The organism is Collimonas rhizosphaerae (genome assembly GCF_038896935.1).
Classification (GTDB): Bacteria; Pseudomonadota; Gammaproteobacteria; order Burkholderiales; family Burkholderiaceae_D; genus Collimonas; species Collimonas rhizosphaerae.
Window position 1 is genome coordinate 1 of record NZ_JBANDC010000033.1, and the last position, 25,023, is coordinate 25,023.

The 25,023-nt window shown below is 55.5% G+C and carries 17 protein-coding genes; 8 read left to right on the top strand and 9 right to left on the bottom strand.

Annotated elements, in window-relative coordinates; all coding sequences use genetic code 11:
* The 4 genes from V8G57_RS25505 to V8G57_RS25520 form a co-directional block, all read left to right on the top strand.
* Positions 1-1,092: DUF2345 domain-containing protein (locus V8G57_RS25505; RefSeq protein WP_342831802.1), on the top strand; the 1,092-nt coding region annotated here is incomplete at its 5' end.
* The gene (locus tag V8G57_RS25510; protein ID WP_342831803.1) at positions 1,092-2,948 is read left to right on the top strand and encodes an esterase/lipase family protein; all 1,857 of its coding nucleotides are present in this window, start codon (positions 1,092-1,094) and stop codon (positions 2,946-2,948) included. The genes V8G57_RS25505 and V8G57_RS25510, both read left to right, overlap by 1 nt.
* Positions 2,930-3,916: a T6SS immunity protein Tli4 family protein gene (locus V8G57_RS25515; protein WP_254785093.1), complete on the top strand. Its 987-nt coding sequence runs from the start codon at positions 2,930-2,932 to the stop codon at positions 3,914-3,916. The genes V8G57_RS25510 and V8G57_RS25515 overlap by 19 nt, the downstream gene beginning before the upstream one ends.
* A gap of 314 nt (positions 3,917-4,230) precedes the next feature.
* Positions 4,231-4,677 (top strand): hypothetical protein, encoded by a 447-nt coding sequence (locus V8G57_RS25520; RefSeq protein WP_342831804.1) that lies wholly within the window; start codon positions 4,231-4,233, stop codon positions 4,675-4,677.
* Positions 4,678-4,695: 18 nt separating this feature from the next.
* Here the strand turns inward: V8G57_RS25520 and V8G57_RS25525 are convergent, their stop codons facing one another.
* On the bottom strand, positions 4,696-5,889 hold the full coding sequence (locus tag V8G57_RS25525; RefSeq protein WP_342831805.1) for a phytanoyl-CoA dioxygenase family protein: 1,194 nt from the start codon (positions 5,887-5,889) through the stop codon (positions 4,696-4,698).
* A gap of 97 nt (positions 5,890-5,986) precedes the next feature.
* On the opposite strand from V8G57_RS25525, the gene V8G57_RS25530 reads away from it, so the two are divergent.
* Positions 5,987-7,042, top strand: coding sequence for a LacI family DNA-binding transcriptional regulator (locus V8G57_RS25530; protein WP_342831806.1), 1,056 nt, complete (start codon positions 5,987-5,989; stop codon positions 7,040-7,042).
* A 56-nt stretch (positions 7,043-7,098) separates the two neighbouring features.
* Here the strand turns inward: V8G57_RS25530 and V8G57_RS25535 are convergent, their stop codons facing one another.
* The 3 genes from V8G57_RS25535 to V8G57_RS25545 form a co-directional block, all read right to left on the bottom strand.
* The gene (locus V8G57_RS25535; protein WP_342831821.1) at positions 7,099-10,125 is read right to left on the bottom strand and encodes a sensor histidine kinase; all 3,027 of its coding nucleotides are present in this window, start codon (positions 10,123-10,125) and stop codon (positions 7,099-7,101) included.
* A gap of 516 nt (positions 10,126-10,641) precedes the next feature.
* Positions 10,642-11,544, bottom strand: coding sequence for a type III effector (locus V8G57_RS25540; RefSeq protein WP_342831807.1), 903 nt, complete (start codon positions 11,542-11,544; stop codon positions 10,642-10,644).
* 967 nt (positions 11,545-12,511) lie between these two features.
* A complete protein-coding gene (locus tag V8G57_RS25545; RefSeq protein ID WP_342831808.1) occupies positions 12,512-14,743 on the bottom strand; it encodes a hypothetical protein in 2,232 nt (743 codons plus the stop codon).
* 883 nt (positions 14,744-15,626) lie between these two features.
* Here V8G57_RS25545 and V8G57_RS25550 point away from each other — a divergent pair.
* Positions 15,627-17,111, top strand: a complete 1,485-nt coding sequence (locus V8G57_RS25550) for a hypothetical protein (protein WP_342831810.1) — start codon at positions 15,627-15,629, stop codon at positions 17,109-17,111.
* Positions 17,112-17,256: 145 nt separating this feature from the next.
* Here the strand turns inward: V8G57_RS25550 and V8G57_RS25555 are convergent, their stop codons facing one another.
* Entirely contained in the window at positions 17,257-18,114 is an 858-nt protein-coding gene (locus V8G57_RS25555) for a hypothetical protein (protein ID WP_342831812.1), read from the bottom strand.
* Between the two features lie 217 nt (positions 18,115-18,331).
* On the opposite strand from V8G57_RS25555, the gene V8G57_RS25560 reads away from it, so the two are divergent.
* Positions 18,332-19,378, top strand: a complete 1,047-nt coding sequence (locus V8G57_RS25560; protein WP_342831814.1) for a substrate-binding domain-containing protein — start codon at positions 18,332-18,334, stop codon at positions 19,376-19,378.
* A 97-nt stretch (positions 19,379-19,475) separates the two neighbouring features.
* The gene (locus V8G57_RS25565; protein WP_342831816.1) at positions 19,476-19,877 is read left to right on the top strand and encodes a VirK family protein; all 402 of its coding nucleotides are present in this window, start codon (positions 19,476-19,478) and stop codon (positions 19,875-19,877) included.
* 56 nt (positions 19,878-19,933) lie between these two features.
* On the opposite strand, the gene V8G57_RS25570 is transcribed toward V8G57_RS25565, so the two are convergent.
* The 4 genes from V8G57_RS25570 to V8G57_RS25585 all read right to left on the bottom strand — a co-directional run bounded on the left by V8G57_RS25570 (position 19,934) and on the right by V8G57_RS25585 (position 24,743).
* Entirely contained in the window at positions 19,934-21,088 is a 1,155-nt protein-coding gene (locus V8G57_RS25570) for an ABC transporter substrate-binding protein (RefSeq protein ID WP_092398340.1), read from the bottom strand.
* A gap of 132 nt (positions 21,089-21,220) precedes the next feature.
* On the bottom strand, positions 21,221-22,207 hold the full coding sequence (locus V8G57_RS25575) for a M14 family metallopeptidase (protein WP_342831819.1): 987 nt from the start codon (positions 22,205-22,207) through the stop codon (positions 21,221-21,223).
* A 99-nt stretch (positions 22,208-22,306) separates the two neighbouring features.
* Positions 22,307-23,620, bottom strand: a complete 1,314-nt coding sequence (locus V8G57_RS25580; RefSeq protein ID WP_342831820.1) for an MFS transporter — start codon at positions 23,618-23,620, stop codon at positions 22,307-22,309.
* A gap of 211 nt (positions 23,621-23,831) precedes the next feature.
* On the bottom strand, positions 23,832-24,743 hold the full coding sequence (locus tag V8G57_RS25585) for a LysR family transcriptional regulator (protein WP_342831822.1): 912 nt from the start codon (positions 24,741-24,743) through the stop codon (positions 23,832-23,834).
* Positions 24,744-25,023: the final 280 nt, after the last annotated feature.

Below are 25,023 nucleotides of genomic sequence, written 5' to 3' on the forward strand. Positions count from 1 at the left end.
GCTGCCGGCGGCCGCAGCAATCACTTGATCCTGGACGACACCAACGCCAAGATCCAGGCGCAGCTCAAGAGCGACCACCAGCACAGTCAGCTGAGCCTGGGACATATCACTCGCATTGAGGACAACGCCGGCCGCAAGGATGCGCGGGGCGAGGGCTGGGAGTTGCGCACCGACGGCCACGGCGTGGCGCGTTCGGCCAAGGGTATGCTGATTACCACCGAAGGCCGTGGCAATGCAGCGTCGCACATGAAAGACATGAGCGAGACTGTGCAACGCCTCACCTCGGCGCGTGACCAGCATGAAACACTGGCCGATATGGCACAGCAGGCGGGGGCACAGGACAAGCAAGGGCAGCAAGCCGATATTGCCAAGATCCTCAAGGCGCAAAATGATGCCATCAAAGGCAGCGGCGCCAGCAGCGATGGCAGTTTCCCCGAACTGGCGGAACCGCACCTGGTGTTGGCCAGCCCGGCCGGCATCGAGACCAGTACCGCCCAATCGACTCATATCGCTAGCGGTGAACACACTGCAGTCACTACCGGTAAGAGTTTGTCGATCGCCAGCGGCGACAGTCTGTACGCCAGTATCACGAAAACTTTTCGCCTGTTTGTACAAAAAGCGGGTATGAAGATGGTCGCAGCAGCTGGTGACATCGATGTAACGACCTTGAAAGACAGTATCAACCTGCTGGCCAAACTCAATATCACGCACACAGCGGACCGGGTCATGATCACTGCCAAGGAAGAAGTCGTGATCAATGGTGGCGGCAGCTATGTCAAATACAATGCGGGCGGAATCGAACACGGCACAAATGGCATTTATGTTGCCCACGCCGCCACGCATAGCCTTCCCGGGCCAAAGAATCGTTCAGTCGATCTGCAAAATTCTGAGGCCCCAACTCCATTCGACAGGGAAGTGGTTTTCCATCATGTAGACGATCAGAACAGCGCCGCCGCCAAACAAATGTTCAAGCTCGATCGGGATGGCGCTAGCGCAGCTGGGCCTGTCACGGGATCGGACGGCAGTACTCAAATGCAACGCTCCGATGGCCCCGAATTTTACAAAGTCCGCTGGCTTGGGAGGGCCAAATAATGACGGTTCAAGGTGATGACCAAGACATCTGGCTCGATTTCACCCTAGGGGTAAACCAATCTGCCGAGGTTGGTGTTCAAACCACCCCGACTAACGACAAACGTAGGATTAGAGTACGCGTGCCTCCGGGCAAACTGATTCCGGTCGTATTTTTTCCTGGCATCATGGGCAGCAATTTGCGGCTGTCCAAAAAGCGCCAAGCAGAGATACAGCGTCAGGATAATCGCTCCTGGCGCCCCGATGACAAGGGCGATGCTTTGAAGCGACGTAATGCATCAGCAGCGGAGCGTCAAATGCGTCTGGACCCCGACGAAGTCGAAGTAGATCACTATGAAATCTCCTACGATCAAGACAAAGATCGTTTCGAGTCCACTGGCAATGCAACACAAACTTCAGATAGCCGCCATGACAATGTGCCGGACAATCTCGCGGATGTGAGTAAGTTGTTGATGAGCGATCCCAAGCTTGAAAATGATCACCACCCACTTACCACAGGACATGAGCAACATTTTAGCGCTGCACAAAAGGCGCGCGCTCGCGGGTGGAGCGAAGTCATGTTTGGCTCTTACGGCGAAATCCTTATGCTGATGGAAAAGCAGCTCAACGACATGCTTAAGGCTGATGGCGCTAAAGTGGAAGTGTCGGCTTCCTGGGCGAACAAAAGTAACGCCCAAGCTTTAGTTGGACGCGCACCCGAGAGTTTTGGTAATTCAGACGCTCCAGCACTTGCTGAGACCGATATTAAAAAAATTGGCAACTGCTGGTATCCGGTGCACGCCTTTGGATACAACTGGCTCAAGAGCAATGGTGATGAAGCCAAAGATATCGCCCCGCGCATTCAAAAGCTTATTGACACTTACAACCAGAATGGTTTCGATTGTCCCGGCGTCATCCTCGTCACCCACAGCATGGGTGGGTTATTGGCCCGAGCTTTGATACACCCCGATTATGGCAATCTGAAAGACAAGGTGTTGGGCGTGGTTCACGGGGTTATGCCGACAACGGGTGCCGCCGCAGCCTACAAGCGCTTGCGCGCGGGCTTTGAGGGCAGCAACAAAACATGGTGGCACTTCCTCGATGGAATCCAGGGCGGCATCGTCAAAGGTGTATTGGGCGATAACGGTCAGGAGGTAACTGCAGTATTGGCCAATGCACCGGGTGGATTAGAACTACTACCTAATAAGGTGTATGGCAGCGGCTGGCTCATAGTACAAGACAGACAAGGCAAAGATTTAATGCCTGCTCTACCCAAAGAAGACCCTGCTGCAGAGATTTATACGCAAGCACAACCACAGTGGTGGCGGCTGATCAATCCAGAATGGATTGATCCAGCGGGATTGGGTAAGATGCCCCCAGAAAATGGCGGCAAGAAGGAAGACAAAATTGGCCCAGAAGCCACGATGAAACGTATCGACAATGCCATGAAGTTCTCTCATGCCATCCAAGATACTTTTCACGAGGAGACTTACGCACATTTCGGTGCAGATCATGAACAAAGGGCGTGGAACGATATTGCCTGGAGAGTCACTGAGGGTAATGCTCAAGCTGCCGGTGATCCGATGGCTTGGACCTTGCTGGAAGGCGAACACGGCGACAATGGAAAAGGCACAATCCGTGTATTGGGAGCCAACGCGACGAATTTAACTCTGGAACTTCAAGCTGCGGCAGCGCCTGGCGACGGAACGGTACCAATGGTACGTAGCGCTGACAAGGTGCAGGCCAAATACAAATTTACTCAAACCGGTTACGATCATCAAGGTAGCTATGGTAATCCGGCTGCGCAAGCTGCCACGCTGTACGGCGTGGTCAAGATTGCCTATGCCTACAATGCGGCGTGGTGGGAAAAGAAGAACTGATCAAGGAATCGATGATGAATCAACGAATCGAAAAATTGTTTTCCAAATCTAAACTATTGTGCTTTGGGCGATATGTATTGCTGGCGCCTCAAGACGCCAAGCTGATATTTGGCTCGGATTTCCCGACGCTGCCGAACAGGGCCAAGGATATCAAGCAGATTATGGAATCTAGGCGGGCAGAGATATTAGCGAAGGACAAGACCGCAAAGATTAACTACTTTGGCCCAGGCCCGGCATCCAATGTGATGTGGATTCGGTATTACGAGGACGAGTTTTCTCCAAAGTATGGTTTAGAGAGTTTTGACACCTACTATATAGTTGGTCCGCATATATTTGTCGGAGGCGGGGCTACTGCTAAGAGCCAGAATTCAACTGCCGAGTCCATCACGGCGAAAACCATTGAGATTGCTCAAAACCTTCGTCCTCGTGCCCCCGACGAAGTTCCCACGGAACCTGGCTTGTGTCATGAATTCGGCTTCACTCGCTTAGCGAGTGACAAGGGCCAAGTACTATCTCAAGTTGGACTCTACCTTCCAGAATTACCCGACATCACCTTCAGTGTCGAGAGCAACCAAAATGCCAGCACTCAGGGCAGTAATGGCCACAGCCTGCTCAAACAAATCAATGATAGACGCAAGGAGTTGGGTGATAACTACCCCAAAATCGTCACTTTGCGCGAAGGCAAACGCAACGTGCATGGCTGGGCCGGCGAGGAATCGCTGGTGCGTCGTGCTGACGGCACCCATGACTTTGAATGGAAGTTTGTCGGCGAAACAGGTAATGTGGCCAAGCCTGCCATGCTGGACGTAACGATGTACAGCAAGGTCAAGGCCAACCGCGTTGGAGCCGCATCCGCCGCTTCCGTCGACGATGACGAAGCGCTAGCCTTGTGGGACAAGCTGCTGGAAGGCTTGAAGTTCCGAGTCGCCGTGCCAGGCGCACCGAACGACGCGGTGGCGCTCCCATGAATGTGGTGACGACTATGGTGCCAATATCTCGTCGCCGTGCACTTGGCATTCTGCTCGCTACATTAGCCGTGCCTTTGACACCCGCTTTGGCCTTGGAACCTACTGAGCCTGTCAATCGCCTGTGGAAGCCTATTGATCCGTTCAAATTGAACGTAAATTAACTATTAATTCCCCCCATTGGATTCCTGCACCCTAGCTTGGAAAGAACTACGTCGTCGAGAATGCCTAGTCGTTGGGCTGTGGTTAAGTTTCGTGCCTGGTGTGGCAAGTATTGCTTGGATACTTTCGTTCGTTACGACAGCTGGAGTATTCAAATGAATATCAGAATTTATTTATTGGCTATTGTTACGTTCAGCTGTGGCATAGCCAGAGCAGATGTTCAATCAGAAACAGCTTGTTATGTGTATGTGCCACGTGATAGTTCCAGCAAGCCTATCAAATTTGCATTACGCACGTATGTCGACAAAGATCTAAAAAAAGAGATTGGTGCTTTCGTTCAATATCACGCTTCAAAAGAAATCATTCCTCTCGTATTTACAAAGTATGTCAGTACCGAGACGGACTCTCCTAATTTAGGTAATTACGAAATTTCCAGAGTTGAAATCGTCGATAAAAAAATAGCAGGCGAGTATGTTTTTATTCAATCAGGTGCTGGTATTGCTCAAGGAAAATACGTGGTGTATACGAAATCTAAAACAGGAAAACATATAACATTCATGTACACCGGTGATAATGACGCCGACTGCAAAATCGTGAACTGAGTTATTCCGGAGTACGCATCAGGCTTCCTGTTGTGCGGCTTGCCGGCGAATCGCCGAGGCGAAAACGTCGGCCGTCCATGACTCTTCGAGCGCCCGGGCGAACAGCATTTGCTGGCTTTCCGGCGCAAGGCCGCCCACCGGCGGGTCATTGTCAAGGTTAGTGGGAAATGGATATCCTTCCGCGCATGACGCAATGACTGCATTGGCTTCAGCTTCAGTCATCTTTGACGTCGCTAGCTTATCCAGCATGACCGGATACAAGACCTCGCACATCCTTGCCCGATTCAACGACTCCATCGCGCGACCGTAGGCTGAGGAAATCTGCAGCAGATTGGCCATGCGCTGAACGCCAGCCGTCCGGTTTGCTCCTGCTGCATGAAAGAGTGCGGGACTGAAGAAGATCACGTCGCCTTTCTCGAGGGGCAACTGGACATGGTTGGCTTCGAAGTAGTCTCGAAAGTCCTGGCGCCGCCATGCAAGATAGCCTTCAGCGTATCGCTGCGAAAACGGCAACAGCTTGGTGGGGCCGCTTTCCACCGGCATATCGCTGTGGGCGACAGCGCCTTGCAGCGTCAAGAAAGGCGACATCGTATGGATGTGCGCCGGGTAGCGTTCGGCCTGGGCTATAGTCTGGAATCCCAGGTGATAGTCTCGATGCGCCTGTTGTGCGTCTCCGCCGGGCCGCACGACGTTCACCTGCGACGTCATCTGGTAGCAGGGCCCTAGCCATGCTTCCGCTGCTGCAGCCAGCATTGGGTTGGCGTAGTAACGGGCGAACACGGACGGAGCGCGCAGGCAGAGCTTTTGCTGCGCATTCCATATCCTGTCGTTGGCTCCCGCCTTGGCGAAATGATCGGCGGCAGCTCCGCCAGTTGCTCGCTCGTTGCGGATGATCGCTTCGAAGACCGCCGTCGCATCGTCAATTGGCGCGGGATCGGGAAAGGCGCGCTTCAGCACCAGCACACCCGCACCGTGGTTCAGGACCTCCGCCCACTCATCTTGCAGGGCGGCGCGACTCGCCGCGTCGTCGAGCAGGCGACTCAACCCGGCACCGTCGTAAATCGGCAGCTGTTCGCATATTTCGCGGGCGTATTCGAGCTGAACCTCATCTCGGCGATCCTGCAAGACTGCGATGAAGTCGCGCAGCGAACAATCCTGCTCTCGATATCGTCTGCCTCGCTTTTCGTCTGAGTGCAAATCGGCTTGATCCATGGCGTCTCCTCACGTAATCCGTCAAGAATACCTCTCCTGCAGCGGCTTGCGTTACCATAAACACCTCAAAAACACCTCAGCCAGGATCAGTGTCCCCATGACGCATCGCTTTCTCATGAAGGAAATCGCCCTGCAGGCTGGCGTTGGTCTAGCCACGGTCGACCGGGTACTGAATGGCCGGCCGCACGTGCACGAACGCACCCGGCAGCGGATTCAGCACGCGATCAAGGAGCTTGAAAGACAGCAATTTCAACTGGCGACCAGCGGCCGAAAGCTCGTCGTCGACGTCCTCGTGGAGGCCCCGGGCAGATTTTCCGAAGAGATCCGTGAGGCATTGGAATCCGAACTTCCGATGCTCCGCCCGGCCGTGTTTCGGCCGCGATTCACGATGCAGGACACCATGACGACTACCCAGGTCGTGGACGCACTCGAGGCGGTGGGTCGCCGAGGCAGCCATGGCGTATTTCTCAAGGCACGCGATACCCCCGAGATATCGGACGCAATCAAAGGACTGCAGCAACGAGGCATCCCTGTCGTGACCATTTTCACCGATATACCCGGGTCGGCGCGGATAGCCTACGCGGGTCTCAACAACCGGATGGCGGGCGCAACGGCGGCCTATCTCGTCGGCCAGTGGCTTGCCCGGCCACAGGGGAATGTCCTCGTAACGATGAGCGATTCCTGCTTCAGGGGCGAAGAAGAGCGCGGAGTCAGCTTTCGTGACGAACTGCGCAAACGCTATCCGAAATTGACGCTGGTAGACGCCAGCGGCGGGCACGGGCTCGATGCTCAGACTGAAGAACGTGTGCGAAGAGCTGTCGGTAGAAAAAGAGAAATCGCGGCGGTGTATTCAATGGGGGGTGGGAATGTCGCGATACTTCGTGTCCTGCATGCCTTGGGGAAAGCGCCGAAGTGCTTCATCGCGCATGACCTTGACAGGGACAATATTCGCCTGCTGCGAGGCGGGCAGATTAGTGCGGTACTGCATCATGACTTGCGGCAGGACCTGAGGAACGCCTGCCACCAAATCATGCATTTCCACAAGTTGCTGCCCGTATCGGCTGTTGGCGATTCGTCGTCCGTGGTTGTGGTCACCCCGGTAAACATTCCGCAATATATAGACCGTCGTTTTGGCAAAGCCCAACAGGATTAGTCTATTTTCCACGCCAGTGATCCATTGGAAAAACCATTTCTGGCGGCGAACTCGGTTCATTTTCCATTCCCGGCGTCTTCAACCGGAATTTGAACCTGGATAGTAGTGCCGGCACCCGGAGCACTAACTATGTCGACACTGCCGTCGAGCATAAAAGCCCGCTCCCGGATGCCGGTCAGGCCGAATGAATTTTTCTTGCGCTGGAGAGGATCAAAACCCTTGCCGTTGTCGCGTACTTCCAGCAAATATTGCGTATCTTTTCTGTTCAACCTGATTTCCACCAGGCTGGCTTGCGCATGACGGCCGATATTGGTCAGGGATTCCTGCACAATGCGAAAAAAAGTTGTCGCTCGTTTCTCGTCCAGGACGATTGTCTTCTCATCGACGAGTAAAGTGCATGGAATACCGGTGTTTTCCGAAAATTCATTCGCCAGCCATTCCAACGCAGGCACCATCCCCATATCCAGTGCAGCCGGACGTAACGCGGAAACAATGTTGCGTACTATCTTGATGGTGCTGTCGACCAGCGATACTTGCCGTTGGACTTTCCCTTGCAATGCCGGATTTTTCTCCCCGAACTCGATACCGATCACCGAAACCCCCATGCGCATTGCCGACAGGTATTGGCCGAGCTCATCGTGAATTTCGCGCGTCAGGTGCTTGCGCTCCTCTTCTCGCGACTGTTCGAGTTCATAAGCGCGCTCGCGCGCCAATCGTTCCTTCAAACGCTGCCTGGCGAGCAATCGGCGGATGCGATTGCGCTGCAACAAGAATGGCACCAGCAGCAAAAGTACGCCGCAGACATAATAGAAAACCGTGGTCTGCCACCAAGGCGCAAGAATCACGATGTCAATTTCGACTATCGGTGAAGAGGCCTGCATGGCGACGTTCTCTGCCGTAACCTGGAGACGATAACTACCGGGCGGCAAAGCGGAGTAGCGTACTTCAGGCGTGGCGGTCTGCGACCATTTCTGCTCCAGACCTTTCATTCGATAATGAAATGCGATTGCCTCATGATTCTGAAACGAAAGCGCTGCGAACCTGAAGTTCAGCGCTCCGGATGTCCATGGCAAACGAATGGGCTTGTCCGGCGGGAGCTGCTGGCCGTCGCCGGTGATGCTTTCCACCAATACCTTCAGGGACAGCGGTAAAAACAGGGATTCCGGCTGCAAAATATGCGATGCGCCGTTGCTGGTTCCTACCCATATCGAACCATCGCGATCTTCATACAGGGCGTCGGTATTGCTGTCGTTCCAGATCATGCCGCTTTGCTGATTAAAAAACCGCCATTGATTGCGATTCCATACAGCGACACCTGCATCGCTGGAAACCCAGAGCCAGCCGCGACTATCTTCAAGCAGCGCCAGAACGCTTTGCCTTTGCAGCTGCGACGGAGTAATGTCACGGATTTCCAACGTCCCATCCTGTTCCGTCGCACGCCAAAGTCCTGCGTCCAGGCTAGCCAGCCATAAATTGCCCTTGCTCGAACAGGCAACGGTATTCGGCTCTCCCCGGGGGGAGCGGTTTCCGGCAAAGCGGGGATTGCTCCATTGCTTGCCATCGAACCGCAGCAGGCCTTTGTCGGAGACGAACCACAGGACGCCGGAAGCGCTTTGGCAGCCGTGGAAAACATTGACGTCTTTGGCTCCTGTCACTGACGATATTTCCGTCACCTGCAACGGCAAGCTGCTTACATCAGGATGCCTGATGACATAGAGTCCACGCTGCGTGTTCAGCCAGAGCTGTCCGGACCTGTCGAAAAATATGCCATTGCTCACCGGCAGCTTGGCAATCACCGTGTCTTGCGTAGCGCCAGGTTCTCGACGCACCAAGGTTCCTGAAAGCGTCGTGGCCCAGGCACGGCCTTTGCCATCTTCGACCATGCTGATCCACTCGTGCGAACTGCCGCCGTAACGGCCTTGCAAAACGGAGAAGCCGCCTGTTTTCTGCAGTACAGCCGATCCGGAGCGAGTGCCAACATGAAGCCGGCCAGCCTGGTCGCGTAAAAAAGACCATACAATGTTGTGAGGCAATCCTTGCCGCGAAGTCCAGTTTTCCCAGTCGGGGTAGCCGAGCCAATGAATCAGGCCACGTCCGGCTGATCCCAGCCAGAGGCCATTGTCTCCCCCCTCCAGGATGGCGCTGATGCCGTCGCCCACGGTCAATCCATTGGCTTCGGCGAAGGATTGCCAGTTCCGGCCATCCCAGCGGATCAGGCCGCTATCTTGCTGGCTCAACATCATGCCGTTGTGGTCTTCGGCGAGAAGAGGAACGCGTTCCTGTTTCTTTTGTTCGTCCTGCGGTGGCGAGCGATTCAGGAACAGTCGGGTATCGGCGGGCAATGCAAATACCTGTTTTTCACCGCGTAGCCACAATGTCCCTTGGCGGTCGTGCAGCAAGGCGCCCCATTGCTTGGCCGGCAGCCCGTCATTTTTCCCGAGGACGACTAGCTTGCCTTGGTCGTAATGGCATAGCGAATGGTCGCATCCCATCCACAAGTCCCCCTTTGGTCCGACATGGAGACTGTGAAGAGCTTGCATCTCTGGATGCTGCAGCAACTGTTCAGGGCTGAAAAACTGTCGCGCCTGCCAGGTCACTCCGCCGTCCGCAGACGTGATCTGCCATATGGTGTTATTGCTTAACGCCAGCAGACGGTCCGGGCCAAGCTGGGCAAAAACCTGGCCCCAATGAAAAGCAAGCTCCGCATTTTTAAATTGCATGGGCGCGAGCCGTTGACCCTGCAACTGATACAAGCCTTTCAGTGTCCCGACCCACAAGCGGTCGCTTGCATCGACATGCAGCGCCGCAATATAAAGGGCGCCGGTCTCGTCGCTTATGTCAAACCGCTGAAAGTGCGCACCGTCATAGCGGAACAAGCCGTTTTCCGTGCCGACCCAGATATAGCCGTTCGCTTGCCGCACGAGAGTGGTTACCCCGAGATTGCGTAGTCCATCCTCTTGGCTGTAGTAGTGCAGTGGCAGTTGCTGGCAAATTCCGAGCATCGGGAGAGAGATTTGGCACAGAAATACGAATGCTCTCAGCCAACAACGCAGTGCCTTTATTACTTCAGATTGTTCTGGCATTCTCAAGAAACATTGTTGCTGTATGGCATCTTATTGGCGCTCGGTTGATTTTTTTCCGGCGGGTGTGGTTGGTGAGCTGGAGCAAGCAAACTCCATGCCATTCAGGGGGAGGTCAAAAGCAGATTCTTCTCGATCATCTTTATCCGGCCTGGTCCAGCAGCAAGAGTTCACGCACAAGCGTGATCTGCTTGGATTTCCAGAGTTGGTTTTCGGCCGTCATGTTTTGACGATATCGGCATGCCTTGTTTATTTGCAATATTTGAATGTCAAATATTGTCACTTGTTGTCATGTGAGTTTGGGACAGTTAATGAGTGACCGTTTACACAAACGTATTACACCCTCAGGCAAGCAGGATAAAACGTCTGTGCAAACAAGCCGTATGCAAGACTACAATCCTTCGTCGACATTCAAGTTAATGCATTGCATTCCAAGGACCGTCCATATAAGCGTTTCCCCAGGATTCAATCTCGCGTCCGAAAGATATGGGTAATCGAAAGATTGCGCTGACGCTTACATTATTCCCGGGCGAGCTGTTCCGCCATCTGGACGGCCGCCATCGATTCGCTGACAGTCGTGAGAGGAGCGCTGCTGTTGACGAATTGTTCCAATTGCATTATTTCTTCCGGCGAAACTGCATGTGGATTGATCGGCACCGCCTCTGCTTCTGCGTTCCGACTCGGCTCCGGCCGGGTGGCGCCAGATGCCGCAGTGCTGTGCGAGGTTCGGGCCGTGTAATAATCGTTCATCACTTTTCGGACCAGGAACCAGGATCCCAGCGCCATGACGCTGTTCATCGCGCCGCCCAGGCCGGCTGCGGCGAGCGAACTGCCGGGAAGATCGCTCCTTGCCTTGGTGATGTCTGTGCTGATGTCTCCCATGGCGCTGGCCGCTCCGGCTGCAGTTCCTCCGATCACCCGTGATTTGAGCTCGTCCCACGACCAATTCGCCGAGATCTTGCCGAAGCCCTTGGCTAGCGACTGCGTAATGCCCTCTGCTGCGGCGCCGCCGAACGCTGAAAATGCGATGTCCAATGCATAGGCAAGCGCGGCGTCCTCTTCTCCGTTTTTTTGCTTGGGAAGGGATGATCTTGCCATGCTTTTGCAGGCCATGAAGGTAGTGAACGTGGCGATGAAAATGGCTTGTTTCATCGCTTCGCCGGAGACCTTGGGTGCATATTCGCTGCCTTTGCCGATGGCGAGCCTGATCTTTTTCACGCCATGCTCGGTCATGTAGTGTGCGGTGCCCAGTGCGACGCCACCAAGCAGGTTGCCAAGTGCCGCACCGGCAATCTGCCCGTAGGCGGCACCCGCGGTGGCACTGGTCTTGCCGCCGATCAGTTGTCCGATTGCCGGAACGAATTCCTCGAACAGCTTGCGGGAAATACCCCAACTCATGCCGCTGACGAGGAATTGCTGCATGACCGACGAGAGTCCGGCATTGCGTTTTTCGGAGGCGGAAAGACCAGAGCCGTCCGCGGCCGCAGCTGCAGCTGGGGCTGTCCCCGTCTGATGCTCGACCGCGGGATGTCCGACGACGCCAGACTCCAGGTCGGTTGTGCTGCTGGTGCTGGCGTGGGAAGATTCTGGGGCGCCGATCTCTGACCTCGACTGATGCTGATCGAGGGGCGAGCGGCCTAGCACGCTACTAAGGCGTGCCGAATCGAACCGAGCCGAGACAGGAGCCGACGACCTGCCTCCGAAGAGCCGGCTGGTTTCGCCTTCATCGCTTCGCTCCTTGAGGCGAGGAGCCGGCGGCAGGTTGCTGCGCAGGAAGTCGGTGCTCTGCCGAGACTTCTGCCGGCTAGACTGGGGCGTCTGTTCTCGACTGGAGGTGGCTTCCTCCTGAGATATGTGGGGCATTGAATATGATCGGACTGAGTCTGTTACTTTTTTATGCATTCTTGTCTCCTCGTTGGTATTGGATCAGAAAAGCTATCATCAGCCTGCTGCTGGACATCCGGCTTACGTTGCGGAGTTACATGGCGCCAAGGCATTTTTCACGGAATATCGGATACATGTCAGGTTGAACTCCCTGGTGCGCATCGTGTTCCGCCTGGAAACCGGGAAGCCTGGTTCTCGGTTCGTCTCCTGATGGAGCAAGGACAGCCTATGTCGACGCCCTCTAGCGTCGCACGGCAATGCGAACCGAGGTTTCGTTTGGCGAAGTGAACGTCTCAGGTCGGTTCAAAAATCGTCGAAGCGGTCGAATGCAGAGCCCGCGTTATTGATGACGCCCACCCAGGCCGCGCTTTTACTTCGTTCGTTGGTGAAAGCCGTCGTGCTGATGCCGTGACGGGAGAGCAGGATAACTCGGAAGGGCGGACCGAAGATATTGCCTGGTCTTGGTTCCGCGCATGTTTGCTGCTGTACCGGGCGTCGCCGGCTTCTAGCCATGAACCCAGTTCCGCAGCTGGTCAAGCAACGCCGAAGTGACATAACCGCGGTGAATCTTTTCGTCGGATTTATGGATATTTTCGTCGTATTTACGCAATGCGCGCGACATTGCGTCGTACTTCGGCCCCAGGTTTTTTTGTTCATCCGTCTTCAGATGCGCTGCGGTGAATGCACGGAGTGGCAGCTTCAATACCTCCTTGCCACTGACGTATTTGTCGCTATGCAAGTGCAGGAACACTGGCGCCGCCCGTTCGCCGCTAGACAACGGTTTGGGCTGGATGCGTATTTCGTAGAGCGTATCTTTATCCGACGGCAATTGAGCCGGGGGGCGTACGCTTTCAATCTCACCTAATTGCAGCAAGCGGCTCACGTGTTTTCCCTTGGGGAATTTATGGCGCTTGAGCGCATCCCCTTCTCGAATGTCCATGCCCTGGTGAATTATTTCCAGCGCCTGCAAGCGGCTCCCGAGCAATTCGATGGTGGCCTTATCGACAGCCGGAGACTTGCGTGCCTCGTCGCTCGTTGCGTGCAGACGGGCGATGTCGCCGAACCAGTTTTTCGCCGACGAACGGACGAAGTCGGCTACATCCATTGGATCGTCCCTCGGACCGTTCAGCGCCTCAATGCTTCCCGTGTTTTTCTTTATCGATCGGGCAATGGCGACGACATCGCCGCCCAAGCTCTTCGCGACATCGAGGTCGATCGGACACCTTCGCAAGGTCCGCTCGATCATCCCTTGGAGGCCGTCGTGCGGCTCCGATGCCGGAGACTGTGCAGGAATTTCAACGGGAATGTCAGCATGAATTTCAACACGCTGGGCCGATACGGCAGTCTCGGCTTGGGCATGAGGCGCCGATGCCGCGACGGGCGACGGACGGGCAGCGGCTTGCTTCGGCAGTTGCTTGCCGCGTCCGTGCGACTTCTTGGCCTTGCCGGATGCCGCCTTGTTCGATCGGGCGGGAGCTCCCGCCGAAATCGGCCATGCTGGTGTATTCGCCGACACACTCGCCGACCTCTCGGGCGACGCTTCCGGCAACGCTGTGGAAGGAGTGTCACCGTGGTGCGGCTCGCATACCTCGCGCAAGCACGCTTGATACGCGGAAATGGAATGGGCCATCTCCAGCGAATATTGCCAAATCCCGGAGTTGTCACTCATTTCCAGCATGCTGGCGGCATCCAGGCAAAAAAGCTCTCCTACAGCGTTAAGCTGGTCGGCATATGCGGCGGCGAGCGCCTGGTACTCGCTCCGCTGCCCTGGATTGAGTTCGTCACCTCGTTCAAGGGCTTTTATCGCTTGCTCGGTATCGCTGCGCCGATTGGATATGGCGTCCAGGAGTTCCATCACGCGCTGCATGAGATGGAAATACTGCGCGCCGCCGGAGCGCAGGCAAAGCATGACCAGGCGATCGACGTTGACCGTAACCTCCTTGCCGGCGATTGCCAGCAACGCTTTCCTGGCCGTGGCCGCACCGGCTCTGACGACAGCCAGTTGCACCAGCATATTCTCATGGGTCTCGGGCTGTTCACACCGACGAACGAATTCGTGCAGGATGCCGCCATGCTTCGTAACCACCTCGCGAAAGCCCTGCAGCTCGTTGAGCGCCCGGTCCATGGCGGCCAACTCTTCCTGCGTTTCGATCAGTTCCTCTCCACCATCAGATGAAGACCCTTGGGCGCGTTGCGCTCCTTGCCAAGACCACTGAGCAACCTGATCCGAGCTTGTATCGACGCCGTACTCGGCCGACTGAGCGCGACGCACGTGAAAGACGCCTTTTATTGCTTCGTATCGGTCATCAGCGATTTTCCCTTTCAGTCCCTCTAGTCCTTCCAGGCCGGACCCGGCGGACTTGATACCTGCTTCAGCGAGCTTCAATCGCTGCGGCAGATGCGTCTTAGATCCATTCACCAGCGTCTGCCACAGGTCGCCATATTTCAGCGCAGTCTTCACCGTTTTTTCGTGGTCCTCGACGGTCAATGCATTACCCGCCGGGGCCTGCGGAAGCGACGCAGTGCGCCTTGATCGTCCGGAGGAGGCCGGCTGGGTCTGCGCGTGACGGGCCGACAGGCGTGGCAACTCTCCCAGTGCCGCCGCCGACGACCCTGCGCGTTCCCGACCTCGTGCGCTTAAGCGCTCACCGGCATTGGCGCCGCTCTCTTCCCGTGCGGCGATAGCCGGTTCCGACGATATGGGGGCGTGATGATCACTGATTCTTCCGCTCGGCATTGCATTTCTCCCGAAAAGGTATTTGGGTGTTTATGGAGACGAGTCCTAGGCAGCCTGCACGGCCGACAGCGCCGAAGATCCGGTCAATCGATAGCTGACGCCCGCACGAGGGTAGCCATGTTCCGGATTTCGGAAACGCGGGCCGGGCGCTAGACATCATCGATGACAAACCTGCGGGCTCGCGCGAACAGCGCTTTGGCGGATTATTCCGGAACAAGTGTCCAACGAAATTTGCTGCCGCGAAATGAAAACGCCTGTTCCGAAAACTATTGACAATCGCTCAAAATTGCCCGGCTTCCGATTCTTTGTTACGCACTGATGGCATCTTAAGCATCTATTCGTTCAGGGCTACTTTGCTTCGCATCCTGGAGAGGTTGGCTGGTCGGATGTCGCAGCATGAGGATGAAATAAAAATTTCCAATAGGAAATACAGAGCGATTGAATGTCGGTTGGCAAATATCGATTGAGAAACGAGACTATTTGACAGGAAATTATGACCAGGCCCTTGACGGCCTTTTATGGAGCATCAGAAATGCATATACAAAACCTACCCCTGTCCACGATTGCGTCCGAGGACACAGAGACTGCCCAGAATGTCGAAACGAGTACAAGCGGTTCCAGCCAAAGGTCGAGATCGCGCAGCCCGATTGCGCTCTCAGGCGAATTAACGCGGCTTGCAGAGTTGAATGCCGGCAGTAACCGGCATTCAGTGTCCTCCAGCATAGGCCATGAAGGAAGAGTGGAAAGCGCCAGGATATCAGTGTCTTCCAGTATCGGATTTGAAGGACGCACAGATAGCGGCAGGCGAATTTCAACATCGTCAAGCAGAAGCGGGAGCGGGCGGGCCACCGCCGGTTCTTCGGCTCGGCATTACAGCGGGGAGTTGAATCTCGACCTGCTCTCTGCCAAGGGGAAAAAAATAACTTCCGATGAGCAGTTGGCGCTTTCCCGAATCGGGGGCTCTCCAATTGCTGAAGGTTCGCCGCAGCCGCTGATTCCGAAAACTGCCGCCAGCCGCAAAAAGCTCTCCACCATTTTCTCCGGAAAACATTTTTTTGGTTCGTCCTCAACTGCGAAGGCACCTCTTTCCTCCACTGCGGAAAGCTCGGCAATGGCCGGGGCGTCCCATATTGCAATTGAAATGGGAGGCATGCGTGCAGACGAGGCTGGACCAACTGCACCATCGGATGCTGAAAACATTCAGCTGGGACAGGAAGTCATTCAGATTCCGAACAGGGATGCGATCTCAACGCAACTGCGAGAAATATTTGCGCCGCATATTAACGAAGGCAATCATGAAGCTTTCGAATTATTGATCAACGAGAGAGCAGACAGGCTCGATGCAAAAGGCGAAACACCTGAAACTATCCATCAGATCCTGTCAAAGGGAACTAACATGGATCGCGTTGCGCAGGCTGCCGTTGGCTACGTGAGATCAGTCCCGTTTGGGATTGCATCAAGATTGCTGGACGCCAAGCAGGTATTGACTGCGGCTGCAAAAACACCGGCACAAGGTGGCGCAATTGCCGGCGTGTTTTCTGGCGCCGCAGATACCGTGGGCGCAAAAATTCTGGAGAAATCGACCGGCAATACCCAATGGATGAAAGCGGACGCGGAACAGCTGGAGCCGGTGATGGCTGAAGCAAAAGGAGCGACAGGCAATCTGATGAAGCAAGCGCTCGAAATTTCGGCTTCGTTTCAGACCTATACCGGGCGCAACATCCTGCGAAATGCCGTGGTTCCAGCGGTTGCCAAGAAAGCGGGCGCGGCTGCGGCAACCGAGGTCGACTCCTGGATAGCTGCTGCTGGAGGTCCCGTCGCCGGCGCCGCTGCATATGTCGCCATGAATGCGTTCAATGAGAAGAATCATCGTGTCGGCCCTGAATATCTGCTCGGCCGTCCTGATTGGGAAATGCATTTTGATAGCCTGAAAAAAGCCACATGGACCGGCGCCGGCATCAATGGATTGAAGCGTGCCGCCAGATTGCCTGTGGATATCGCGATGGACACGCTCAGCGGGACGCGTGAACTATTGACGGCCAAACGTATCTTGACGAACGGTGTATTGGCCGGCGGTTTTGCCGGGGTCTCAGCAGCAAAGGCCGCGGCCGGAATCGCAGCGAAAAAGGCAGGCCTGGACCCGGCCAGCATCTCCGCCATCCAGCAAACCGTCGGGACGATCACCAGCGCACCGGTATTTGCGGCATGGACAATGACCGATGTTCTCGCTGATACCGCAATCGATAGAGCAGGTGAGGCAGCGAATAGGGTTGGCGACGTGATTCATCAATCCAATCCGCCCATGGCCGCTGGAGCGGAGTATCACGTGATCGACATGCCGGAGGACAATCGGGGACCCGCAGCGTAGTCCATGCTGGTCAAGATGAAGAGTACATCGGGTGCGCCGGGTGCGGAGGCTTGAGATCGGGCCCCCGCTATTAGCATGCCGGCTTGACATCAATCCGTATGACTATCTCATCGATGTGTTCAGAGGCCGGCACACGGCCGTCTCTTCAGCCGCTCAGGCCGCTGGTGTTTAGGCCCGCATCGTCAAGCTTCCTCTTCAATTCGTCTTGCGGCATGCCGAAAGGTGTCTTGAAATCGTTCAGCGTGGCCTTGGCTGCGCTGGGATTGGGAACGAGCACTTGCATTTCGTGTAGAGGATCGCCGACGCGGAAATGCCCGCTCTGCGTCATTCCGACGACCTCCCGAGCCAGAGCCGAAAGATTCGAGTCCGTCGTCTGCTCCTCTACAGGCGCATGGTTGCGGGCGCTGCTGCGCACGACGGTCACATCGTCCAGTTCGGCCGTCATCACGGCAGGCGTCTGGTTATGGGCCAACCCCAGCATCCATGCCGAGTTGACGCGCATGTCGTGAGTCCCGTTCGGGGCATAGATCACACCGTCCGGTTCCGCACCGTTGTAGAGGGCCTGCTTCGCCTCAGCCAGCTTATCCTTTCTCTGGAAGCTGTGAAGCAGCGCCAACGAATTCCGCGGAGCTGTATGTGCCCAGGCGTAGGCCAGCCATCCGTTGTTGCCGCGCGGGCCATGCGGACCATCCGCATGCAGCGCCTCGCCGGAATAGCCATTGGTGGCCATTTTATAGTGCGTCTCGTTCCGATAAGGCGCGTGGCCTTGCGCCTCGCTCGCGTTGATGTCTCGCTGCTGCCCTCCATGCCAGTGCGCCTGGATGGTTGCCGCAGCTTTAGTCCGCTCAGCGAGGCTCCTGCCCGGGGGAAGTCCGTTCGGCGCACTGGCTTGCCGAATCGTGCCACGGGTCGTCGCCGGCCGTCGCTCGACTTGCTCGTGCGAAGAGATTCTGTCATCGCCCGCCTGATGCGCTGCTGAAATTCTGGAAATGCAACCGCCCATTGACGCCTCCTTGGTCTTCGCTACGGTGGAATGTTCGAACAGCCATGTTATTCAACGCGAACGGTCATAGACACGCAGGAAAGCGAATAATTATCGCCGCGCACGAACGTGATTGGTGCAGGCGTAAACAGGTGGCGCAGACCGTAGGAAAACCCCTACCCAAAAACCTACCTTTCCCGATAGCTTTCCACACCCGCCACGGCATACTGGCTTATTCATGCATCGCGCCGGCGGCTCACGAATCCATGTTTTTCTCGCCTCCCGAGGCAAGGCTTGTGCGGGGCTGGCGTATGCGACAAAAGAAAATGGGTTTGTGAAAAATATCAACAATACGAAAGCAGGCAAGATGAAAATTTGCAGCAAGTATCTCCGCTTGGCTAGCGCTACGCCGTTTTTTGTTTTTGGACTGATGTCGACATTGGCGCATGCCGAGGTTCGTATTTCGGGTTCCGACACGGAAGAAAATCTGATCACCACTGCCGTTGCTCAATATCAGCGCGGCGGTAAAAGCGATATCAAGGCCGAATTCAAGGGAACCAGCATCGGATTCAAGGACCTTTGCAGAGGCGCGGCTGATATCGTGCCGGCATCGAGCAAGATACAGGCCGATCAAGCCAAAGTATGCGCGGACAAAAAGATTTCCTATATCGAGCTGCCCATCGCCTACGACGCCGTCGCGGTGATCGTCAACAAATCGAACAATTGGGCCAATGACTTGACGATGGCAGAGTTGAAAACGATTTTTCATACCGAGTCTTTCGGCAAGATAACACGCTGGAATCAGGTGAGAATCGCCTACAACGATGCGCCGCTCAAAATCGTATCGCCCGACACCAAGTCAGGGACGACCATGTTCTTCACGGAGCGCGTGAATGCCATGCGCGGTTTCTTGCGTGGCGACTCCACGATATTCAGCGACCATGGCAAGATCATCGATGCTGTATCGGAAGATATCAACGCCATCGGCTTCGTTTCTTTTGGTGCGTTGGTCGAACACAAGGCCAATGTCCGTCCGGTGCCAGTCAATTTTGGAAAAGGGGCCGTCATACCGGATGCCAGCTCGGTGCTGTCGGGAGCCTATGAGCCGTTAACCCGGCTGCTGTATGTGTACATCGCTCAATCGGCATTAGCCAAACCTGAAGTCACGGCGTTCGCCAGTTATCTGTTCGAGAACGGCGACCGTTACGCACGCTTTTCCGGATTCGTGCCGCTGGCCGCATCAAGCTATATCAGCAGCGTGCGGCACATAAAGGCTGGGCAATAGCGGCAGGCCAATGCATTCTGCCTGGGATTCATCCGTTTTTATAACTTGTAGAAGAGGGGCTTGCATGCTTCGTAGTCTATTTATCGCAATTTCTGGCATGGCGTTTGCGCTTTCCGTCCATGCCAATCCGACAGTGCAATTATCAAGTCTGGCCGAAGTGGAAAATGCTCTCGGCCGAGGTGCGCCGGTCTCGGTGGCGCTGGATCTTGCAAAATGTAATCCTGGCGCTGGCGCCACATCCCCCGGCACGGTCCGCGGCGGCCTCAAGATTGACGCATACCGGATTCTTGCGGACGGCACGCTCAGTTTCGCCGACGGCCATGCCACGGTTGACCGTAGCGGCCAGCCTATCTGGCAGTTCCTGCGCTATCAGGTCAAGCCGGATCAAGCCGTGACGTTTACGATGGATGTGTTTTCGTTGCCGTCATATACCCGCAAGGCTGAGCAAATCAGCTATGCGTGTGCGGTAAACCAAGGCATCGCGTTCTTCATGAATTGAATCCCGGCCTGGGGGAAAAGTGCAGAAACATGACCGGCGTTTCTGCACTTTCCAGGTCATTCGATGAAATGGCCGCCCGCGCCGATCACTGTAACCGTGACGAATTTCGAGCCTGTATGGTCGCTTTCATCGTAATTCACGATGAAATCGCCGGCATCCCAGTGATGCATCGTTTCCAGTGCCTTGGTCAGGGCCGGCCTGCCGGGATTCGGACCGGCGCGCCTTAGCCCTTCGACTATTACTTTCGCTGCGATGTAGCCGTCAAAACCGATATAGCTCGCTATCAATTTACGTCCCGCTGCGTTCGCAGATTTCAACGCAGCCTGATATTCACGGGAGATATGGGTCTCGCCGTTGAACGGCGAGGGCGCCACTTGTGATATCACGATACCTCTGCTTTCTTTGCCCAGTTTTACAGCCAGTTGATGTCCGCCGATAAGACTGCGCGCGAGGAATTGGACCGGCACCTTATTGGCGGCCTGATTGAATTGCTGCACAAAGGCTACGGCGTCATCGCCGGAGACGCCGAGTATGATCGCTTGCGGATGCATATTTACTATCTTGAGCACCGCGTCGGCCGGTTGCAGTGAATTGAGCCGCATCGTCGCGACGCCGACCGGCGCCAGCTTGATTTCCTTCAATTTTTCTTCCAGGTCTTTTTGCAAAGCGACACCGCCGGCGCTATCGTAGCGCGCCAGCGCCACCCGCGATAATCCCATTGCCTGTACATGGCGCAGCAGAGCGTCCAGTTCATTGGAATAGCTGGCTCGCGTCATGAACAGGATGTGATTTGCCGGCCGTGCATATAGTGACTCATTGCCGGCATACGGCGCTACATAAGGTACGCCGGCAGCAGTGGCCATCGGCAGCGAAGCGAAGACGGTATTGGTGAACATGTGGCCGAACAACGCCAGCGCCTGATGATGTTCGATCAATTCTGTGGTGTTGGCTTGGGCGCGTTTGGCGTCATAGCCGTCGTCCAAAGTGATTAAACGGATGCGCCGGCCATTTACGCCGCCTTCCTTGTTGATTTTTTCAAAGTAGATTTGCGCGCCGTCTCGATAGGCTTCCCCCATTTCACTGAAGCTCCCGCTTAACGGAGCGGATTGACCAAGAACGATATCGGCCGGCTCGGCGGCATGCACCGAAAAGGATAAATGCGCCGCTGCCGCGAATGCGGCCAATCTGATGACAAGCTGTCTACGTCGCATTTTGAGTTCTTACCATTGAATAGGTGGATGGATTTCCAATTGTGAAAAACAATGGAAATAATCTCGTATTTTTGTCAACCCGCCGCCGATCTGCCCGAATTTTCCCCGTGAGCCCAAGGCCGCCGTCGCCGGTTATCTATCGTCAAGCACCTTGGCCAGGCGCATCACCGTTACGCCAGGGGCCAGATGGCGCAGCGAAGGCATGATGATGACGCAGTTGTCGTAAGGCGTGAAAATTTCCCGTCCGCCGTCACGCGCGATGACGGTGCCGGCATGCTCGATCAACTCCAACCCGCGGAAATCTTGCGTAAATTCAAAATCTATCGTGTCGGCGACGATCGGCTGGGTTACCTGGAAAAAGTGCTGGCTCAAGATTTTGCCAGGCGTCAAAAAATTGTCCAGCTTGGTTGCCGCGACGACTCCGGTCTTGATCAGGAAGCGCGACGCGGCATCCAGTGCAACGTCCTGGCTCTGGAGTGAAAAATGCTGTCCGGTCTCGATCAGCAACGCATTCTTGGAGCTGGCCGCGTCGCCAAAGCCGCCATAATCACGCATCCGCTTTCCGTTCGGATGGCCGACATCGACGATCACATGTTCCGGGATACCGGTTTCCTCAGCGAAGCGAATGCCTTTTTGCAACGGCCCGCTTAACAGTAATGGCGGTGCTTCCTCGTGCATCGAATGCAGATCCAGCAAAAAATCGACACTGTCGATAATTGGACGTAATTCCCGCGCACGGCGTAATTCCAAGGTGTCGTCGCAGCTGTCGAAGCGGGATGGCGACCAGACGCGATTCAAATCTTCATCGATAAAGCGGGTTGCATCCGGATTCTTGCTATCGAAACGATGATAGGCCTCGACATTCGCAAAACCGAGTGTGATGCGGCCTTTAAGCGGGCGCAATTCGGCGCGCAGCAGTTTGTCGACCGCGATCGCACCGCTGACTTCGTTGCCGTGCGTTAGCGCCATGATCATCACGTGCGGACCGGCCAGGCCGCTGTCAAATGCATGCACGTAATCCACGCCGGTATTTCCGTGCTGCCATCTGCGGATGTCGGGAAACTTCACCTCCATTGGATAGACTTGCAATTTGGCGCGAATTTGTTCCAAGGTATTCATAGATTCCACTCCTGCTTGAAAAAAAATGCCGGATGCTAATGGCGATCCGGCAGAAATAATGTGAATGAACGTGAAGGCGAAACGACAGAAATCAGGATGTCAAAATGCCTTGCGGCGCGCCATCCGGCGGCCCAGTGCAAGCACCGCGACAATGCTGATCAATCCGGTTGCCATTACATAAAAACTGGGCGCCATCTTGTTGTTGCTGAAAGCGATCATCCAGGTAACGATCAGAGGTGAAAAGCCGCCGAATATGGTCACTGAAAAATTGTAGCTAAGCGCTAATCCTGTGCCGCGGGTGCTGGTCGGAAAAATGTCCGACAGCATTGCCGGTATCGGTCCAAGGCACGCGGCGAGCAGCAGGCCGACTACCGCCTGCACCATGATCAGGGTCGTCACCGTCGGCCAGGTGGTCAACATCAGGAATAAGGGGTATGAAGTGGCGCCGATCATCATCATCGCAATTGACAGTACCCGGAATCGTCCATAGCGATCTGACAGTGTGCCGAACATCGGCGCCGTCACCATCAGGATGAAACCTGTCACCATCGCGCCGAGAAATGAAGAGGTCGCTGGAATATGCAATTGCTTCAACGCGTAAGTCGGCATGTATACTTTGTGGACGTAGTTGAATGCAGTCGCTCCAGCAACCACGCCGATACCCAGCAACAGATTCAGACGATCGTTAACCAGTACTACCCGCAACGGCGATTTCTCCGGCTTGACGGCGGCAAGTTTCTTGAACTCCGGCGTTTCGTCGATCTGGCTGCGGATATACAGGCCGACTGGTCCTATCAGCAAGCCAACGCAAAAGGCGACCCGCCAGCCCCAATCCTCCAACTGGTTCTCCGTCAACGCATAACTGAGAAGCGCGCTGACGCCGGCGGCAAGCACCGTGGCCAGACCTTGTGTCGATAATTGCCAGCTGGCGAAGAAGCCGCGCCGCTTGGCGTCCGCGTGCTCAACCATGAAAGCGGTCGCCGCGCCGAATTCTCCTCCGGTTGAAAAGCCTTGCAACATACGGGCAGCGATGACGATCAACGGTGACAGGATGCCGATCTGGGAATAGGTCGGTGCGAAGGCAATCATCGCCGTGCCTGCCATCATGAAAAGAATCGACAGCGTCAGCGATGCCTTGCGCCCGGCCCGGTCAGCATACGAACCAAGGATAACGGCGCCGAGCGGGCGCATGACGAAGGAAATGCCGAATGTGCCGACGCTGAGCAGCAAAGACGTGGTCTCGTCCGCGGCGGGGAAAAACAATTTTCCTATCACAATCGCGAAATATCCGTAGATCAGCAAATCGTAAAATTCCAGCGCGTTGCCGATGCTGGCTGCGCAGATTTCTTTCCAGGGATTACGCCTTGCGACCGGCATTGCGCCTATGTCGGTTGAATGAAACTGTGCTGACATGAGATATCTCCGGAATTGTAATGAGCGAGAAGTGTAGGGCGACGTTTTTCGTGCTCATTGCTATTTCGGCAGCGATCGCTGCTCATTCAGCGTAGTCAATTTGAGGTGCACGCAACTGGTGCTGCACACTGCTGCAAAATGACTTATTTGGTGCCGCGGCGCACGTAAGCGGTGCGATGCGCCATGAAAATCATGTTATTTATTTATTTATTTATTTATTGTCCTTTGCCGCCGATGACAGACCCTGCCAGATTGCATCCACCCGCGCATTGCTGCTGCGGCGCGAGCGGTACAGTGAAATATCGAAGCTGACGCGCATGGTGGTGTCGCCGGCGACCGTCAAGTGACCCTGCTTCAATTCGTCCTGCACCAGCCTCTGCGGCAACCAGGTCAAGCCAGCGCCACGCTTGGCCATTTCCAGAATCGCTTCGTAAGAATCGGCCTGACAGACCATGTGCAGCGGTAATTTGTGCGGCAGACCCGCCAGGTGCTGGGACAGCACGCTGCGCAGAGTCAATGACGGAGAATAGGCTAGCCAGGGAATCGGTGTATCGCTGGCGGGAGAAATGCGAAATTGAGGACGTCCTTTTGCATCCGGCGCACTGACGGGCAACAACACTTCGTGATCCAGCAAGATGGATTCATAAAGCTTGGGATCGATCAGCAGCCGGGTAGACGGGCTGCCGTAGCTCAACAGCAAATCGACGTCGCCGGACGACAGGCGCATGATGCCCTCCTGTGCTCCGCCGGTGCTGAGAGACACCAGGAATGGACCGAAACGCCGGTTGATGGATTCACACCAGTCGGGGAAAAAGGTTTTCGCTAGCGTCCGGCCTGTCGCAATTCTCAAGGTCTCCTCGGAATGCGGCGCGGTGTTTTGCAGCTGGGCGCGAGCTGCATGCAAGACATCCAGCGAATGGGCCGCCGCGTCCAGAAACAGCACACCGGCCGCCGTCAGGGAAACCGGCTGTTTGCGTTCCGCCAGCGGTGCGCCGACCCATTCTTCCAGTGCGCGGATGCGGCGGCCGAAGGCTGGAGATGTGACAAAACGATTTTCCGCGGCCCGGGAAAAATTGCGTGTCCGAGCCAATTCGACAAAATCCTCCAGCCATGCTAGTTGCATTTTTATCCTCTTACTCTCGAGAGTTTCATCATTCAAGACATCGCCACGGCGGAGTCGTCTGGAGGCGGAGTGAATTTTCTGCAAAGGCACGCAGAAAGTTCACTCCGACCCCAGTTAGCTGCGTTTGTCAGGCGTATTGAAATCATACATGAGAGTCATCTGGGGTCAGAGTGAAGTTTCTGCAAAAAGCGCGCAGAAAATTCACTCTGAGGTAGCCCGGCTTTGATGGACATCTCAAATAGGGGACAATATGTCCTCGAGAGGAACCCATGAAAGCAAA